Raw genomic sequence first — 17205 nt, 5'->3', positions numbered from 1 at the left:
GTTCTTACTCTTTATTACAGATTCTTTCGTGCTACTAAAATACAGTTTTTTTTCTGATTTTCTCTGAGAATAAAACAGGCTCTTATTCTTTGAGACAAATTCTGATCGATAAAATAAGAATGTGGGTATTGTTTGCTGACGAGATAGGGGTAAAATATTACAGAAAAACACCTTTCTCTAAATGAAAAAACGCTTCTTTTACTCAAATTTTATAGTCTGTTTTAGTAAATAAGCGGGTTTTTCTAATTGTTTTGTCGATTTTTGTAATTTTGTTTGTTTTTGCATTTCTATTTTTGCAAAATAAATTATTGACCGTTTTATAAACTCAACAATTGTGTTGATTCTATATTTCTATTTATCACTTAGTTCGATATAAATTATTGTAGCAACAATAGTAAATATAATAAATATGAAGATGAAAAATTACTTATCTATTGTCCTTCTCTTCGTTTGTGGTTATTTATCTTTGGATAAAGACTATCTTTTTTCAGATTTTATATATAGCAACTACCGAAAAGTGAGAAATGTACAAGAACTTGCCGACTTATCCTTTTATAGTTTGTCGGGATTTGAAAAGAAATTTCGCCGTACTTTTGGAATATCCGCCTCAAAATGGCTGAAACAGAAATTATCTATGGAAATTTTATATGAAATAACAAAGACTTCAAAACAATTTAAAGAAATAAGTCTTGATTTAGGTTTTTCCTCCCCTTCGCATTTCAATAACTTTTGTAAAAGCCTCTTAGGGAAGACTCCCAGAGAAATACGTAAAAATCAAAGAATAAATTAATCCTTTTTTTCTTCTAAATCTTTTCTCAGAAGATGTAAATATGAAACTCGCAAATCTCAATTAGTTGAGATTTGAAAGATTCCACTGCTTTTTTCTTTTAATTTGCTTTGGAGGTGTAAATTATTATACTACATTTGCATCATCAAACAAGTGAAAATTGAATTTGAAATAATGATCAGCAGTATTTTACATAGCATTATTCTCGTGGTGGTCCTTCTAGTCATTAGCAGGTAAGGGAGAAAGGTGTGTAAGATGTTGTATGTGTATTAAGATATTCTTAAAGCCTTTCTCAAATAGGAGAAGGGCTTTTTTGTTTATATCACTTGTTGCGGACTAATAAACTAATAGGTAGAAATAAGAGATAATGAAAGATTCGTTGAGAAGTTCGTTTAGTACGCAAGGCCGCCGGATGGCGGGAGCGCGTGCACTCTGGCGTGCCAACGGCATGAAGGAGGAACAGTTGGGAAAACCAATAATAGCGATTGTGAATTCGTTTACACAGTTTGTCCCCGGTCACGTGCATTTGCACCATATCGGACAATTAGTTAAGGACGAGATCGAAAAATTAGGCTGTTTTGCTGCTGAGTTTAACACAATAGCAATTGATGATGGTATTGCTATGGGGCATGATGGTATGTTGTACTCGTTGCCTTCACGAGATATCATCGCGGATAGCGTAGAATATATGGTAAATGCACATAAAGCGGATGCAATGATATGTATCAGCAATTGTGATAAGATAACGCCGGGAATGCTCATGGCTGCCATGAGATTGAATATCCCGGCGGTTTTTGTATCTGGTGGTCCTATGGAAGCGGGAAATGCGGGTGGAAAACATCTGGATTTGATTGATGCGATGGTACAAGCAGCAGATGATAATGTCTCTGACGAACAAGTGAGAACCGTGGAACGTTCTGCTTGCCCTACCTGTGGCTCATGTTCAGGTATGTTTACGGCTAATTCGATGAACTGTCTCAATGAAGCGATTGGTCTGGCTCTTCCGGGTAATGGAACGGTGCTTGCTACACATGCCAACCGCTTATGTCTATTTAAAGATGCAGCAGCCTTGATTGTTAAAAATGCCTATAAATACTATCGTGATGGTGATGATAGTGTGTTGCCACGTTCGATTGCGACAAAGACTGCGTTTACTAACGCTATGGCTTTAGATATAGCGATGGGCGGTTCTACGAATACGGTGCTTCATCTTTTGGCTATTGCGCATGAAGCGGAAGTGGACTTTACGATGGACGACATGGATAAACTTTCTCGTAAGACGCCTTGTTTGTGTAAAGTGGCTCCAAACTCAAATAAATATTATATACAGGATGTAAATCGTGCCGGAGGTATTATTTCGATAATGGGAGAATTAGCAAAGGCCGGCTTAGTTGATGCTTCGGTTAAACGTGCTGATGGCTATACTTTGGCTGAAGTTATCGAGCGTTATGCTATAACAAGTAAAGATGTGTTCGAAGATGCTCTTAAGTTATACAGATCTGCTCCGGGAAATAAGTTTAATATTGTTATGGGCTCTCAGGAGGCTTATTATGATACGGTCGATGAAGATAGAGAACATGGCTGTATCCGTAGTGTTGAGTACGCCTATACGAAAGATGGTGGATTGGCCATATTAAAAGGAAATATCGCTCAGGATGGTTGTGTAGTGAAGACTGCCGGAGTGGATGAAAAGATATTAAAGTTTACAGGCCGTGCAGTCGTTTTTGATTCGCAAGATGCCGCTTGTAACGGAATACTACGTGGTGATGTAGTTGCCGGAGATGTTGTCGTTATAACTTATGAAGGGCCTAAAGGGGGGCCGGGCATGCAGGAAATGCTTTATCCGACCTCATATATTAAATCCCGGCATCTTGGTAAAGAATGCGCTTTGATCACTGATGGACGTTTCTCAGGAGGTACATCCGGACTTTCTATCGGACATATTTCCCCTGAAGCTGCTGCAGGAGGTGCTATTGGATTGGTTAGAACCGGAGATATTATTGAAATAAATATTCCGGAACGTAGTATAAATGTGAAATTAAGCGACGCCCAACTGGCTGAACGTCGTGCGGAAGAAGAAGAGAAAGGACAGAAAGCCTTTACTCCTCCGATGCGTGAACGTAAAGTGTCAAAAGCCCTGCAAGCGTACGCAAAGATGGTATCATCTGCCGATAAAGGGGCAGTTCGTATTATTTGATTAAATAAAAGTGATTTGATATGGAGAAACAGAAGATTACCGGTTCGGAAGCCTTGATGAAAACGTTAGTGGCGGAAGGTGTGGATACTATATTCGGTTATCCGGGTGGGGCGATCATGCCCGTTTACGATTGTTTATATGACTACAGAGATAGAATCAGACATATTCTTGTCCGTCACGAACAAGGTGCTACGCACGCAGCTCAAGGGTATGCACGCGTATCAGGTAAGGTTGGAGTGGCAATGGTTACTTCAGGGCCGGCTGCAACAAATGCAATAACCGGTATTGCTGATGCCTTAATGGATAGTACGCCACTTGTCGTTATCTCGGGTCAAGTAGCTTCCCCCTTATTGGGATCGGATGCTTTTCAGGAAATAGATGTGATTGGTATTACATTACCGATTACGAAGTGGGCATATCAGGTACGTCGTGCCGAAGATATAGCTTGGGCTATTTCAAGAGCTTTCTATATTGCTTCTTCCGGACGTCCCGGACCTGTTGTTATTGATATTGCAAAAGACGCGCAGATCAACAAAATAGAATATGAGTATAATAAGGTAAATTATATTCGTAGTTATCAACCACTACCGGATGTGAATGCTGATTCTGTAGCTGCAGCTGCTGAACTCATCAATCAGGCAAAGAAACCTTTGGCGCTTGTGGGGCAGGGTGTTATTCTAAGTAATGCGGAAAAAGAGTTGGTCGCTTTTCTTGAAAAAGCGGATATACCCTTTGGATCGACGATACTTGGACTTTCCGCAGTCTCCTCTGATCATCCATTGAATAAAGGAATGCTGGGAATGCACGGAAATGCCGGACCAAACCGCAAGACGAATGAATGTGATTTACTGATTGGTATCGGAATGCGTTTTGACGACCGGGTTACCGGAGATTTAAAGACATACGCTAAACAAGCGAAAATAATCCATTTTGACATTGATTTGGCAGAGATCGGGAAGAACGTTCCTACAACGGTGCCTGTACACGGTGATGCAAAAGAAACATTAGCTGCAGTGACCGCTTTATTAAAACCGGCTAAACATACAGATTGGATTGCAACCTTTAAACCGGACGAGGAGGAAGAGAATCAGAAAGTGATCCAAAAAGAGCTTTATCCGAAATCCGGTCAACTGAAAATGGGTGAAGTGATCAACAAAGTATCCGAAGCATCGGGGCATGATGGTATCTTAGTAACAGACGTTGGTCAGAATCAGATGATGGGGGTTCGGTACTTCAAGTATAAACGCACCCGTAGTGTGGTTACTTCTGGCGGATTGGGAACTATGGGCTTTGGTCTGCCTGCAGCAATAGGAGCAAAGATCGGTGCGCCGGACAGAACCGTTTGTTGCTTTCTGGGCGATGGTGGTTTTCAAATGACAATCCAGGAATTGGGAACAATCATGCAGGAGAAAACAAATGTAAAGATCATTGTTTTGAATAATAATTTCTTGGGGATGGTTCGTCAATGGCAGGAGCTTTTCTTTAATGAACGCTATTCGGAAACAGTCATGGAGAATCCTGATTTTGTAGCCATAGCTAAGGCTTATAATATAGCAGGTCGTGTAGTTGATAAACGTGAAGAATTAGATGGGGCAATTCAGGAGATGTTGAATCATGACGGGGCCTATCTGTTAGTTGCTACGGTTGAGACATGCGGTATGGTTTATCCAATGATTCCGGCGGGAACAACGGTGACGAATATAATAATGGGAGATAATTAAGGAGGAAAGCATATGTCAACAAAAAAATTATATACAGTTATTATCTTCTCCGAGAATACGGTAGGACTCTTGAATCAGATAGCTATTGTTTTTACAAGACGTCAGCTGAATATTGAAACACTGTCTGTTTCTCCTTCCGCGATTGAGGGAATACACAAGTTTACTATCACCACTTTTTCTACAGAAGACATCATGGATAAGGTTGTGAAACAAATAGATAAACGCGTAGATATTCTGAAAGCCTACTATAATACGGATGAGGATTTGGTTTTTCAAGAAATTGCATTGTACAAGCTTAGCACAGAACTGTTCCTGAAAATGGGAGCAGTAGAAGAATTGATACGAAAATACAATGCTCGTGTTCTGGAGATGAACGAATCATGTGTGGTCATTCAAAAAAGTGGACATTACGAAGAAACACAAGCTCTGTTTAAGGAGTTGAGTAGTACGATAGGCGTATTGCAATTCATTCGTTCCGGACGTGTTGCAATAACGAAAAGTAAAGTGGAACGTTTGAGTGATATGTTGGCCGAAATGGAAAACAAACTCGAAAAGAAGCGTTCCTGAAACAATAAAAATACCATGATAAAAGAAGGCGTATTTCATTTTGTTACAGAATCCTATTTGCTGGATTTCAGAGGACGGGTCACTATCCCGATGATTGGGAACTACTTATTACATGCTGCGTCATCGCATGCTTCAGAAAGAGGGTTTGGTTATACTGATATGACCGAAAAGCATACAGCTTGGGTCTTGTCACGTATCGCAATCGAAATGACGGATTATCCGAAGTTGTCTGAACCGATTACCTTATATACTTGGGTAGGAGAGGTCGGCAGACTCTTTACCGAACGTTGTTTTGAATTACAAAACGGTGAAGGTAACCCTTTTGGATATGCCCGTTCGATTTGGGCTGCAATTGATTTGGAAACGAGACGTCCTACTCCTTTGGATGTTGAGGGTTTAAGCACCTATGTCAGTGATCGTCTTTGTCCGATAGAAAAGCCGGGTAAGATAAAACCTGTTGAGAGTGAAGTCGAAGGTACTTCTTTTATTGTAAAATATAGTGATCTGGATATTAACGGACATTTGAATAGTATCAAATACATGGAACATCTGTTAGATATGTTCAATATCCGTATGTTTGAAGAAAAGGAAGTCCGACGCTTTGAAATATCCTATCTCGCGGAGGGACGTTATGGTATGGAATTAACCCTTCATTCAGAACCGATAGATACGGATCAATATGCGATGGCTATTTGTCACGAAGGTAAAGCAATCTGCCGTGCGGCAGTGAACTGGAAATAATAAAGAAATAAAATATAGTTTTTAATCCATTAATAAAATAAAAGAAAATGGCAATAATGAATTTTGGCGGTGTAGAAGAAAATGTTGTTACCCGCGAAGAGTTTCCTTTGGAAAAAGCAAGAGAAGTATTGAAAAACGAAACCATTGCAATCCTCGGTTACGGGGTGCAAGGACCTGGACAGAGTCTTAACTTACGTGATAATGGTTTCAACGTAATCGTAGGTCAACGTAAAGGTGGAAAGACTTGGGACAAGGCTGTTGCTGACGGCTGGGTACCTGGTGAAACCCTTTTCGAAATCGAAGAAGCTTGTGAAAAGGCAACGATTATTCAATATCTGCTTTCAGATGCTGCTCAGATTGAGGTTTGGCCACGTATTAAAAAGTATCTGACTCCCGGTAAAGCATTGTATTTCTCTCATGGATTCGGTATCACATACAAAGAACGTACAAATATTATACCTCCTGCTGATGTAGATGTTATTTTGGTTGCTCCTAAAGGATCGGGAACAAGTCTTCGCCGTATGTTCCTTCAAGGTCGCGGTCTGAACTCAAGTTATGCAATCTTCCAGGATGCCACAGGTCGTGCTAAAGAACGTGTTGTTGCATTAGGTATAGGCGTTGGTTCGGGTTATTTATTTGAAACAACCTTTAAGAAAGAAGTATATTCAGACCTTACCGGTGAACGCGGTACGTTGATGGGAGCTATTCAGGGACTTCTTTTAGCGCAATACGAAGTGCTTCGCGAAAATGGGCACTCTCCATCAGAAGCATTTAATGAAACAGTAGAAGAACTTACTCAATCATTGATGCCTTTGTTTGCAGAAAATGGAATGGATTGGATGTATGCTAACTGTTCAACTACAGCTCAACGTGGAGCATTAGACTGGATGACTCCTTTCCACGATGCAACTAAACCGGTATTTGAAAAGCTATATAAAGAAGTAGCCTGCGGTAACGAAGCTCAGCGTTCAATTGATACAAACAGCAAACCGGACTACCGTGAAAAATTAGAAGCAGAGCTAACGGCACTTCGCGAAAGTGAAATGTGGCGTTCTGGTGCTGTTGTCCGTAAATTACGTCCTGAAAATAACTAAATATTTCTTTGGGCTTACCCATAAAAAAAGCCGTGAGAATAGTTGGAAAACTACTTCACGGCTTTTTTTTGTGAGTGGAATTAATATCTTCTTGAGTTGTAACCTCCGTTACCACCACCTCTGTTGAATCCGCCGCCACCGCCGCGGTTTCTGTTGAATCCTCCTCTTTCTTCACGTGGTTTTGCAACGCTTATTGCGATGGTTTTTCCTTCGTATTCAGCACCGTTCAATTCGTCAATTGCTTTTTGACCTTCAGCGTCATTAGGCATATCAACAAAACCAAAACCTCTTGATCTTCCGGTTTCCCGGTCTGTAATTACTTTGCTTGAAGTAACTTCACCGTACTCAGCAAATAAATCGCCTAAATCAGCATCTGTAATGCTGTAGTTTAGATTTGAAATGTAAATGTTCATTCTTTTTTTTATTAAAGTGGAGAGGACTTTGTATCCTCAAATTGTATATTGACAGCATTTAAATCCCGTGTGCCTCTTTCTAACTCAAACGTAACCCTATCCCCTTCTTTGATATTTGCAGGAGCAGCGCTGATATGGAAAAAATACTTTTTCACGCTATCTAAATCTTTTATAAATCCATAACCTTTTGTATCATTGAAATGCTCAACTCTACCTCTATAAATTTCCGGTCCATCCGAAATTTCCTTTTTGGGAGTTGATATCTTGATATCTTCCGGGTTTATTTTTTCCTTAATCGTGATTTCCGGTGGAGTATCTCTGATTACTCCATTCTCATCCACATAGGCAAACATTTCTTCAAGAGAAGCCCCCTTGTTATTGTTTTCCTTTCTTTCTTCTTTACGCTTTTGTTTCTCTAAGCGTTTGCTCTGTTTCTTTTTTTCGTTGTCTCTTTTACTGTTTGATAATGGTCTCCCCATGCTTATTTATTTTGTTAATACATTTTTGTTCGTCTATTCAGGCAGAAAGAATATTGAGTTTCCTTCCCGTTAGCTTCTGTATATCGCGAAGTTGACCTTGTTCCTCCTTGGAACAAAAGCTAAGAGCTTTGCCCTTTCTTCCCGCTCTTCCCGTACGTCCTATTCTGTGTACGTATGTTTCCGGTACATCCGGAAGATCATAATTAATAACTAACTCCAGAATATCTATATCTATCCCTCTTGCAGCAATATCCGTTGCAATCAACACTCGCGTTTTCCCTGATTTGAAATTGCCTAACGCCCTTTGACGACTATTCTGCGACTTATTCCCATGAATAGCCTCACTGGATATTCCTGCCTTACATAGATTTTTTGCAATCTTGTCCGCCCCGTATTTAGTCTTAGAAAAGACCAGAATCGTTTGCGTCTGTTCTTTTTTTAGTAGTTCAACTAATAAGCCTTTCTTTTCCTGTTTCTCTACATAATACAGGTATTGACTTACGGTATCAACTGTAGATGATTCCGGATTTACCTCAATACGAACCGGATTGTTTTGAAACGAACGCGAGAGAGTGGCAATTGCAGATGGCATAGTTGCCGAGAATAAAAGCGTTTGTTTCTTTTTAGGCAGCTTAGGCAAAATTCGTTTTATATCATGAATAAAACCCATATCCAACATGCGATCCGCTTCATCGAGAACAAAATGCGAAATATTATCTAATCTAATGAACCCCTGATTCATTAGATCCAATAACCTGCCTGGAGTAGCTATCAGTATGTCCACTCCACGTTGTAACTGATCCGTTTGTTGTTTTTGTTTAACACCTCCAAATATTACACAATGTCTTAATCCGGTATATCTTCCGTATTCCCCGAAGCAATCATTGATCTGTATTGCTAATTCGCGTGTAGGAGTTAATACCAATGCTTTTATTTTAGATTTTGAACTTACTTCTTTTTTTGCTGCTAATTGCTGTAAAATAGGAATCGCAAAAGCGGCAGTTTTGCCGGTTCCGGTTTGAGCTAAACCCACAATATCCTTATTGTTAAGAACAGTTGGGATTGCTTTCGTCTGAATTGGGGTAGGAGTTTCATACCCTTTTTCTTCAAGAGCCTTTAAGATAGGCTCAATAATTTCTAATTCTTTAAATGTCATCTTTATGATTTAATACTTCAGTAGAACAAAGAAGTTTTGAAGGTCTGTTTCAAGATGGAATGATCCGGTATATTTTAGTACGGGAAGATTACAATTGAGAGAAGAACAAAAATAACTTGCTTGTCTTTAGGTACAAAGATAAATATTTAATTCGAGTTTTTAATGATCCCACATGAAATCTACTTCTTTAATGAATAGAACTCTCTCTCTATATATATTTAATCATGACAGAAAGAAACTGACTACCTACACATGGTTTCTGTGTTTAACAGTTGTTAGCAAATACATCAGGGTCTTTTTGCATCATTATTCCTGTCAAAAAACGGCGTTTTATTATTGTTGAAAATCAATATAAAAAACGGCGTAAAAATATAAAGGATATTTTTGCAAAAATAAAGGACATAATTGCAAAAATATCCTTTATAATTTTTTATTTATACTATCTCTGAAAATACATCTCCGGAAACGTGCGGATATTCCCTACAAATTCGGGATAAAAAGTACGATGTGACTGCGAAAATAAATATAAATAAGTTAAATAATGTAACAATTTAGGGATTTTTGAATCTGCTGTGTTCTTCTAACAATGGAAACAAAGATAGATGACTTGATTATTCGTTTTCTGGATAAGAAAACTACAAAAGATGAAGCTTTAGAATTGCTGGAATGGATTGAAGCTTCTGAAGAGAATAGACGGTATTTTAGTACGGTTCATTCCGTATGGACAATGATTCAACTTGAAACCACCGAATATACTGATCCTGAACAAATAAAAATAATATTGAATAATAGTATAAAGGCGAACTCTCCTTTTAAGAAAAATACGATGAGATGGTGGAAAAATGCCGTTGCTGCTGCTTGTGTTATTCTGCTTAGTTTAGGGGTTTGGATATGGTTGATGCCTGAAGATAATTCAATTGATTATCATTCAATTATGACTAATCTCCCTCAGGGCGATGACATAACCATAACGATTAATCCTTTGGAAAAAACAAAAAAAGCTGAAAACAGGATTATTACTTTAGATGATTCAATAGCCAGACTAAATCATACGGGTATAGCCGGAGTTACTATTAACGATACGCTAAATATTGAAGAAGCCACTTTGGCTCTCAACACCGTGCGTGTTCCCTACGGTAAACGAATGATCTTACTACTGGAAGATAGCACAACGATTTACCTGAACTCAGGCTCCACTTTAATATATCCATCGGTATTTGCCGACAATAAAAGAGAAGTTTATTTAGATGGAGAAGCCTATTTTGAAGTAAAGCGAGATCCGGAGCGGAAGTTTATCGTACAAACAACGATTAAACCAGTTGAAGTACTTGGAACAATCTTTAATGTGTCCGTAGATGAAGAACATGATTTCTTTGAAACGGTTTTGGTGAATGGTTCTATCGCCCTGAATACAAAAGAAGAAAAAATAAAATTAACCCAAAATCAACGCTATTATTATATCCCATCGACTCAGGAAGAATCCATAGAAGAAGTGGATGTAAGCAACTATATATCCTGGATTGACGGAAAGTTGAAGTTCAAGAAAGAACCAATGTTCAGAGCAATCCAAAAATTGGAAAAAGTATATAATGTCAAAATTGAACTTACTGATCCAGAATGTGCAAACAGATTCGTTTCAGGAGAATTGAACTTACAAGACTCTGTGGAAGAAACAATGACATTTCTTCTCTCAACATTGGTGCCGGAAGAGAAACAAAAGGTTCGATCCCTATTTACGATTTTACCCAATTAATAATAATATATAAACTTCAGTCTAATGAAATTAAAGAAACCAAATGATTTTGTCTCTTCTCTCAGAAGGAGACGTTGCGGGAAAATCTTTATGATGATTTTTTTACTTGTCGTTGCTCTCTCAGCAAGAGCTAATATTCTAAAATCACAAATTAGTTTGTCTGTTAAAGAAATGCCTATGAATAAGGTTTTTGAACAGATAAGCAAACAAACGGGTGTTAGTATTTTGTATTCCGACAATATAATTGATGGAAATGTAAAGGTGACATTTGAATCCAAAAATCAATCATTAGAGGATATTCTGTCTGTTTTGTTGAAAAATCAGAATTGTGATTATCGGATTGAAAACAATCAGGTTGTTTTGTTTCCATCTGAGAAAAAGGGAAACAGCTATTCCAGTCCCCAACAAAATGTCAAAAAAATTACCGGAAAAATTATTGATAATTTGGGAGATCCTTTGATTGGTGTTAATGTGTTAGTAAAAGGAAACTCAACAGGAACTGTATCAGATATTGATGGGAATTATACTCTTGAAGTACCTTATGCAGATGCAACTCTAATCTTTTCCTATGTGGGGTTTCAGCCTAAAGAGATTCCGCTTCAGGGGAAAAATATCCTGAATGTAACGCTCGTAGAAGATAGTAAGGCATTGGAAGAAGTTGTGGTTGTCGGTTATACAACACAGAAAAAAGCGACAATTACGGGATCTATTTCTACGATTACGACTAAGGACCTGAAGCAAAGTCCAACTGCCAATCTGAACAATGCTTTGGCTGGTCGTATGCCGGGTTTGATGGTGAACCAGTTCAGTGGTGGTGAGCCGGGTGTAGATGCTGCAGAAGTTCGTGTTCGTGGTCTTGGTACTTATGGGGATAAATCTCCGATAGTTATAGTGGATGGAGTTGAGCGTGATATGAGCTATTTGGCACCTGAAGAAATTGAAACTTTTACAATTTTAAAAGATGCTTCTGCAACTGCTCCTTATGGTGTACGTGGAGCCAATGGGGTAATCATTATACAAACTAAAAGGGGGAAAGCTTCAGAAAAAGCAACGGTAAACTTTAAAGCATCAGTTGGGACTAATAATCCGGTGAAATTCCCAACCTATCTTGGTTCTGCAGATTATGCTACATTATATAATGAAGCTTTAATTAATAGTAATCCGGGAGCAGATCCTTCTTCATTAACATTATTTTCACAACAAGCAATTGAAAATTTCAGGAACGCAAAGGGTGATAACTCGGATGGATTAGGATATAACTGGGACTATTTTGATTACGCTTTTAAGCCAGGTATGCAGCAGGATTATAGTTTCTCTGTACGAGGAGGATCCGATAGAGCTCGTTATTATGTTATGGGTAACTATTTTGAGCAAAGCGGAAACTACAAACATACCAATCTGACTCAATATGATACGCAGGCCGTATTCAAACGTTATAACTTCCGAGCTAACGTGGACGTAGATATAACAAAAGATTTCTATGTAAGGGTGGATTTGGGTGCCCGTATCACGGATCGTAACGCTCCGGGTACTACAGCTTCACGAGTAGTTGCGATTGCAAATACACAACCTCCCTATCTTCCGATTACTTTACCTGATAATGGAAATACGGACAATGAAACTTATGTATTGAATAACCCATATGGAATGCTTTACGGTGATCCATTACATCGGTTTAATATTCTTGGGGAATTGTCAAGAACTGGGTTCTTGAATGAGAAGAAAACTTCTTTAAACGGGACTTTTGCTCTTGGACATAAATTAGATTTTATCACGGAAGGGCTGAAGATTGAGGGGGTATTTTCCTATGACGCAGATGAAGGTCGTTGGATCAAACGTCAGCTAGATACTCGTTCAGATGGTTATGCTGCATATGGGAGATATGCTACATTCCAACCTTCTGAAGGTAATAACGGCGCTTTCTATATGGAAAACGGTAGTTATGATGGAGAATATAAATTAGGGAATCCTTGGTATAGTACGGATGAAACGATTGGAAATGGACTGAGTCATAATGCTGCAGAAAGTAAAACTTACTATCAGCTGAAATTGGATTATCTGCATTCATTTGGCGATCATGATGTGTCGGGACTTGTTCTTTTTAACCGTTCTGCTAGATCATATGATAATAGGGTCGAATATAGGTATCAGGGGATGACTGCTCGTGCAACCTATGCTTATGCCAATAAATACTTGGCTGAATTTAATATTGGATATAATGGTTCGGAAAACTTTGCTCCAGGAAAACGTTATGGAACTTTCCCGGCCGCATCTGTGGGATGGGTTATTTCACGCGAATCATTTATGCAAGGAACATCAGATTGGCTTGATAACCTGAAAATTCGTTCGTCTTATGGTCTTGTAGGGAGTGATAAGATTTCGAATGAAGATGGTGATCGTTTTGCTTATTTACAGTTTTATTCAGAAGGAAGTAAATACCGATTCGGCGTAAATGAATTTGGTTCTGAATTTACTGGTCTTAAAGAAGGAAACTTTGCGAATCCGGATCTAACTTGGGAGAAGTCTAAGAAGTTTAATCTTGGTTTAGATGCTTCTTTATTAAATGAACGACTGACTTTTTCAATTGACTATTTTAATGAACATCGTTATGATATTATCACAAAACTGTCGGATGGTAATAAATTAGGTTTTCCAGATGTTGTAGGTAAAGATGCGCCATTTATAAATTCTGGTGTTGTTGATAATTATGGTATCGATTTTGAAGTAGGTTGGTCTGGTAAGATAGGGCGTGACTTTAGATATTATATTAAACCGAATTTTACTTTCGCACGTAATAAAATTAAGTTTATGAACGAAATTCCATATGACAACGAATGGCGTCAAAACACGGGTAGGCGTATTGATGAGAACTTTGTTTATGTTTTTGACCATTTTGTTTATGATCAGGCAGAAGCGGACAAACTTAATGCGATGAATGATGGTAGCGGTTTCCAACCTTGGGGTAAGCTGTATCCCGGAGATGTGGTTTATAAGGATTTGGATGGAGATGGAAAAATTGATGACGAACATGACCGGATGAGTATGGGACATCCGAGAACTCCAGAAATACAATTTGGTATTCCTTTCGGAATCCAATACAAAGGATTTGACTTTAGTGTCCTTTTACAAGGTGCTACAAATACCAGCATGTTATTGAATGGTCCGGCAGTATGGGCATTTCCTGCCTATGAGCAAGATCAAATAGGTAAAGTTAAACCTTTGCATCTGAATCGTTGGACTGAAGCCACTAAAGATATAGCTACTTATCCGAGATTGACATATGGTACAGATGAAAACAATAAAAATGAGAATAGTAGTTTGTTTTTGTATGATGCTTCGTATGTCAGAGTGAAAAATGTTGAAATTGGCTACTCTCTGCCTAAACAAACTATCCGTTTTGCCGGACTTCAGAATGTTCGTATTTACGTGCAGGGAATGAATTTACTAACATTTGATAACCTAAGTGATGTGGATGTTGACCCGGAAACCAAGAATGGAAATGGCGCTTGGTATCCTATTCAACGTATATTCAATTTTGGTGTAGATATAACTTATTAATCTTAATCATAGAAAAAAGAAATGAAAAACTTAAGAAATTATATAGCTCTTGTAGCTGTCGGTGCTATTTGTTGTTCTTGCGAGGATTTCTTGGACAGAACTCCGGACGACAAAGTGAATGAGCAAGAGGTTTTTACGCGCTACGAAAAAGTGAATGAACTTGTGACGGATTTGTATGCTGAAGCAAAGGGGTCAAATAAACCGTTGTTGTTTTTTAATCATTTTTCAGCGTCAGCGATTACTGATGAATGTAGTGCAAGTAGTCATGAAGCTTCCATCCCACACCAATTTCATATCGGTAATTATGGTCCCTCACAAGGAATGCCGGATAGAAGTAGTGTAGGTCAGTATTGGTGGGACTTATACACAAGAATACGTAAAGCGAATATTATATTAGACGGAGTGAAGAAATATAACACACCGGATAATCCACAAGTGGGTCGTGAAGGAGATATCACAAAACGTGTTGGAGAAACTTATTTCTTAAGAGGTTATTTGCATTTTCTCCTTCTTCGTGCTTATGGAGAAGCGCCCTATCTTGATTACTTGGTTAATCCGGAAGATGAAATGACTTTCGAAAAGATATCTGCACACTCTTTGGTAGAAAAAATTTGTCAGGATGCTGACTCTGCATATCAAAGAGTAGAAGCCTCCTACGGAGGACAGGATTTTGGACGTGTAGATAAGGGAGCTTGTCTTGGCCTTAAAGCAATGGCTCGTTGGATTGCTGCAACACCCATGTGGAATGGAGGAAATTTTCCGGATGATACTCGTATATTCAAAGAAGAGTACACCTATAGCGCTGATCGCTGGGAGGCCGCAAAAAAAGCATCTAAGGCTGTTATTGACTGTGTTGCTGAAGATGGAAGTCCAAGATATAAGTTATATACAAAATCTGAAGTTACCGATTTTGGGGATTTAGACGGTAAAAATACAAGCAATAGTAAAGTCCAAAAACGTTTGTGGAATATGTTTTTTGACATGGAATCCATCCAGCAAGAGTGGGTATGGTTCGTAACCCGTGACAAGGATACCGGATGGTCTGGCGATATTTTACCTCCGTCACAAGGTGGCCATGCTCGTCAAAGACCACTTCAGGAGCAAGTAGATGAATATGAATATATTGCATCTGACGGTTATGGTTATCCAATTTATGGGGATCGTGCAAAAGCTGATGGATACGATGACGGAAACCCATACGAAAGTGTAAAACGTGACCCTCGTTTTTATCGTGATATACGTTATCACGGATCTATCTATGATAATAAGGCATTAAATACTGCTGAAGGAAATGATGCTGTTAGTGGTAGTTATCAGGAAAATGCCTCTCATACTGGATATTACATGCGTAAATTTTATAAGGATGCGTGGAACAAAGGAGATGGCGGACATACAATCAATGCTCCTGCAATCTGGAGATTACCGGAAATTATGTACATCTATTGTGAGGCTGTCAATGAAACCAGTGGTCCGAATCAAGAAATCTATGATATGTTGAATGAGATTCGTGCTCGTTCATTTATGGCCCCCATTCCTCCTGTTGCATTAACGGATAAAGCCATAATGAATGATTATATTCAACGAGAAAGAAGGGTTGAGTTATTCTATGAGAACCATCGTATTTGGCACACTCGTCTTTATTTGGAAGCTGATGATCAGACAGAATTGGCAAAAGAAAAAGTGTATAAGGATGCTAATTCCTGGCCTTATGCGAAGACACAGCGTTGGTCACATGGTATGAAACCTGTTGAAGATCCTAACGGAAAGATCGAAGTTGACGGCAAAAAATACAGAATGGAACGTATTGTTGTAAATGATGGACGTGTGTTTGAAACGCCAAAGCATTATTTGTTCCCAATCATGTCTGATGAACTTAAAAGAACACCGGGATTAGTTCAAAATCCAGGCTGGTAAAATAATCTTTCGCTAATCTAAAAATGAAGACCTTGTATCACAAACATGATATGAGGTCTTTTTATTATCGATTTATGTTGAAATAAATAATAATAAAAGTAAGAAATCTTTAGGTGATAGTTTCTTTTGTAGTTCATTAATTGCTTTACTTAAATGGTATTCGATGACTTTTCTAGTTAGTTGTGTTTTTTTTGCGATTTCATTTATTTGAAATCCATCATAATATCGAAGATTAAATATCTCTTGTGTTCTTGGGCGTAATATAGATAATGCTTCATTGATTGTTTTTCTTAAATCAGAAGACTCTAATAGAATAGAAGGAGAGTCTTCTAATGCATATTTGTTTATTTTTAGTAAAATTTGTTCTTTTGTGATGTCAGAATCAAAAGAAATTTTTCGTTGTTCGCTACGTATGTAATTGAGGCACCTGTTACGACATGCAACCATTAAATAGGGGGTAATTTCCATATTATCTGTCAATGTTCTTTGACTTTCCCACAGGGAAAGGAATACGTCTTGTGTAATGTCTTTGGCTGCCTCTTCATCAGCAATATAAATACAACAAAACTTAAACAATCTTGGCCAAAATCTCTTAACTGTTTCTTCATATAAAATCTTCGGATCAGTTAGGGATTTATCCTTGTTCAAGTTCATATACTTATCAAATTATACTGTTAATTGCTGTAAATTTGTTTTATACAAACTTACATAAAAAAGGTGATTTATAATCGCGTCGAATAAAAATAAAGACCACTCCCTCTTGTAATTCCACAAACTTTAGTTCTTTTAAGGTTGTAACAATAAAAACAAAAAATTATGGAAAGA

General features: G+C 38.2%; 13 protein-coding genes. 9 read left to right on the top strand and 4 right to left on the bottom strand.

Annotation, left to right across the window (positions count from 1 at the left end; all coding sequences use genetic code 11):
* Nucleotides 1-415: 415 nt before the first annotated feature.
* The 6 genes from PHT93_RS12155 (at nucleotide 416) to ilvC (ending at nucleotide 7107) form a co-directional block, all read left to right on the top strand.
* Nucleotides 416-790: a helix-turn-helix transcriptional regulator gene (locus PHT93_RS12155; protein ID WP_300243327.1), complete on the top strand. Its 375-nt coding sequence runs from the start codon at nucleotides 416-418 to the stop codon at nucleotides 788-790.
* Nucleotides 791-1154: 364 nt separating this feature from the next.
* A complete protein-coding gene (gene ilvD / locus PHT93_RS12150; protein WP_300243325.1) occupies nucleotides 1155-2984 on the top strand; it encodes a dihydroxy-acid dehydratase in 1830 nt (609 codons plus the stop codon).
* A 20-nt stretch (nucleotides 2985-3004) separates the two neighbouring features.
* Nucleotides 3005-4705: a biosynthetic-type acetolactate synthase large subunit gene (gene ilvB, locus PHT93_RS12145; RefSeq protein WP_300243323.1), complete on the top strand. Its 1701-nt coding sequence runs from the start codon at nucleotides 3005-3007 to the stop codon at nucleotides 4703-4705.
* A 12-nt stretch (nucleotides 4706-4717) separates the two neighbouring features.
* Nucleotides 4718-5272 carry an acetolactate synthase small subunit gene (ilvN, locus tag PHT93_RS12140; RefSeq protein WP_300243320.1) on the top strand — a complete coding sequence of 185 codons (555 nt, stop codon included), beginning with the start codon at nucleotides 4718-4720 and terminating at the stop codon, nucleotides 5270-5272.
* Between the two features lie 15 nt (nucleotides 5273-5287).
* Nucleotides 5288-6013 carry an acyl-ACP thioesterase domain-containing protein gene (locus PHT93_RS12135; protein WP_300243317.1) on the top strand — a complete coding sequence of 242 codons (726 nt, stop codon included), beginning with the start codon at nucleotides 5288-5290 and terminating at the stop codon, nucleotides 6011-6013.
* Nucleotides 6014-6060: 47 nt separating this feature from the next.
* Complete coding sequence (ilvC, locus tag PHT93_RS12130; RefSeq protein WP_300243315.1) at nucleotides 6061-7107, top strand: ketol-acid reductoisomerase; 1047 nt, start codon at nucleotides 6061-6063, stop codon at nucleotides 7105-7107.
* 80 nt (nucleotides 7108-7187) lie between these two features.
* Here ilvC and PHT93_RS12125 read toward each other — a convergent pair whose 3' ends face one another.
* From PHT93_RS12125 to PHT93_RS12115, 3 genes are read right to left on the bottom strand one after another with little or no spacing between them, the layout of a single operon-like run.
* Complete coding sequence (locus PHT93_RS12125; RefSeq protein ID WP_300243313.1) at nucleotides 7188-7520, bottom strand: RNA-binding protein; 333 nt, start codon at nucleotides 7518-7520, stop codon at nucleotides 7188-7190.
* An 11-nt stretch (nucleotides 7521-7531) separates the two neighbouring features.
* Complete coding sequence (locus PHT93_RS12120; RefSeq protein ID WP_300243310.1) at nucleotides 7532-7999, bottom strand: cold shock domain-containing protein; 468 nt, start codon at nucleotides 7997-7999, stop codon at nucleotides 7532-7534.
* A 37-nt stretch (nucleotides 8000-8036) separates the two neighbouring features.
* On the bottom strand, nucleotides 8037-9155 hold the full coding sequence (locus PHT93_RS12115) for a DEAD/DEAH box helicase (RefSeq protein WP_300243307.1): 1119 nt from the start codon (nucleotides 9153-9155) through the stop codon (nucleotides 8037-8039).
* Nucleotides 9156-9741: 586 nt separating this feature from the next.
* On the opposite strand from PHT93_RS12115, the gene PHT93_RS12110 reads away from it, so the two are divergent.
* The 3 genes from PHT93_RS12110 to PHT93_RS12100 all read left to right on the top strand — a co-directional run bounded on the left by PHT93_RS12110 (nucleotide 9742) and on the right by PHT93_RS12100 (nucleotide 16380).
* On the top strand, nucleotides 9742-10908 hold the full coding sequence (locus PHT93_RS12110) for a FecR domain-containing protein (RefSeq protein WP_300243304.1): 1167 nt from the start codon (nucleotides 9742-9744) through the stop codon (nucleotides 10906-10908).
* Nucleotides 10909-10998: 90 nt separating this feature from the next.
* On the top strand, nucleotides 10999-14466 hold the full coding sequence (locus PHT93_RS12105) for a TonB-dependent receptor (RefSeq protein ID WP_300243342.1): 3468 nt from the start codon (nucleotides 10999-11001) through the stop codon (nucleotides 14464-14466).
* Between the two features lie 21 nt (nucleotides 14467-14487).
* Nucleotides 14488-16380 (top strand): RagB/SusD family nutrient uptake outer membrane protein, encoded by a 1893-nt coding sequence (locus PHT93_RS12100; protein WP_300243302.1) that lies wholly within the window; start codon nucleotides 14488-14490, stop codon nucleotides 16378-16380.
* 72 nt (nucleotides 16381-16452) lie between these two features.
* Here PHT93_RS12100 and PHT93_RS12095 read toward each other — a convergent pair whose 3' ends face one another.
* Nucleotides 16453-17034 carry a sigma-70 family RNA polymerase sigma factor gene (locus tag PHT93_RS12095; protein ID WP_300243299.1) on the bottom strand — a complete coding sequence of 194 codons (582 nt, stop codon included), beginning with the start codon at nucleotides 17032-17034 and terminating at the stop codon, nucleotides 16453-16455.
* Nucleotides 17035-17205 lie beyond the last annotated feature (171 nt).

The sequence above is a fragment of the Massilibacteroides sp. genome (assembly GCF_028705895.1).
GTDB lineage: Bacteria > Bacteroidota > Bacteroidia > Bacteroidales > Tannerellaceae > Massilibacteroides.
The sequence above is the reverse complement of the archived record's forward strand: the minus strand, read 5'-3'. Positions and strand labels throughout refer to the sequence as shown.

Bases quoted from the DNA above. Each gene is read 5' to 3' on its own strand.
- ilvD (WP_300243325.1), top strand. From the start codon at position 1,155: ATGAAAGATTCGTTGAGAAGTTCGTTTAGTACGCAAGGCCGCCGGATG.
- PHT93_RS12100 (WP_300243302.1), top strand. From the start codon at position 14,488: ATGAAAAACTTAAGAAATTATATAGCTCTTGTAGCTGTCGGTGCTATT.
- ilvC (WP_300243315.1), top strand. From the start codon at position 6,061: ATGGCAATAATGAATTTTGGCGGTGTAGAAGAAAATGTTGTTACCCGC.
- PHT93_RS12095 (WP_300243299.1), bottom strand. From the start codon at position 17,034: ATGAACTTGAACAAGGATAAATCCCTAACTGATCCGAAGATTTTATAT.
- PHT93_RS12125 (WP_300243313.1), bottom strand. From the start codon at position 7,520: ATGAACATTTACATTTCAAATCTAAACTACAGCATTACAGATGCTGAT.
- PHT93_RS12115 (WP_300243307.1), bottom strand. From the start codon at position 9,155: ATGACATTTAAAGAATTAGAAATTATTGAGCCTATCTTAAAGGCTCTT.
- PHT93_RS12135 (WP_300243317.1), top strand. From the start codon at position 5,288: ATGATAAAAGAAGGCGTATTTCATTTTGTTACAGAATCCTATTTGCTG.
- PHT93_RS12155 (WP_300243327.1), top strand. From the start codon at position 416: ATGAAAAATTACTTATCTATTGTCCTTCTCTTCGTTTGTGGTTATTTA.
- ilvB (WP_300243323.1), top strand. From the start codon at position 3,005: ATGGAGAAACAGAAGATTACCGGTTCGGAAGCCTTGATGAAAACGTTA.
- PHT93_RS12120 (WP_300243310.1), bottom strand. From the start codon at position 7,999: ATGGGGAGACCATTATCAAACAGTAAAAGAGACAACGAAAAAAAGAAA.
- ilvN (WP_300243320.1), top strand. From the start codon at position 4,718: ATGTCAACAAAAAAATTATATACAGTTATTATCTTCTCCGAGAATACG.
- PHT93_RS12105 (WP_300243342.1), top strand. From the start codon at position 10,999: ATGATGATTTTTTTACTTGTCGTTGCTCTCTCAGCAAGAGCTAATATT.
- PHT93_RS12110 (WP_300243304.1), top strand. From the start codon at position 9,742: ATGGAAACAAAGATAGATGACTTGATTATTCGTTTTCTGGATAAGAAA.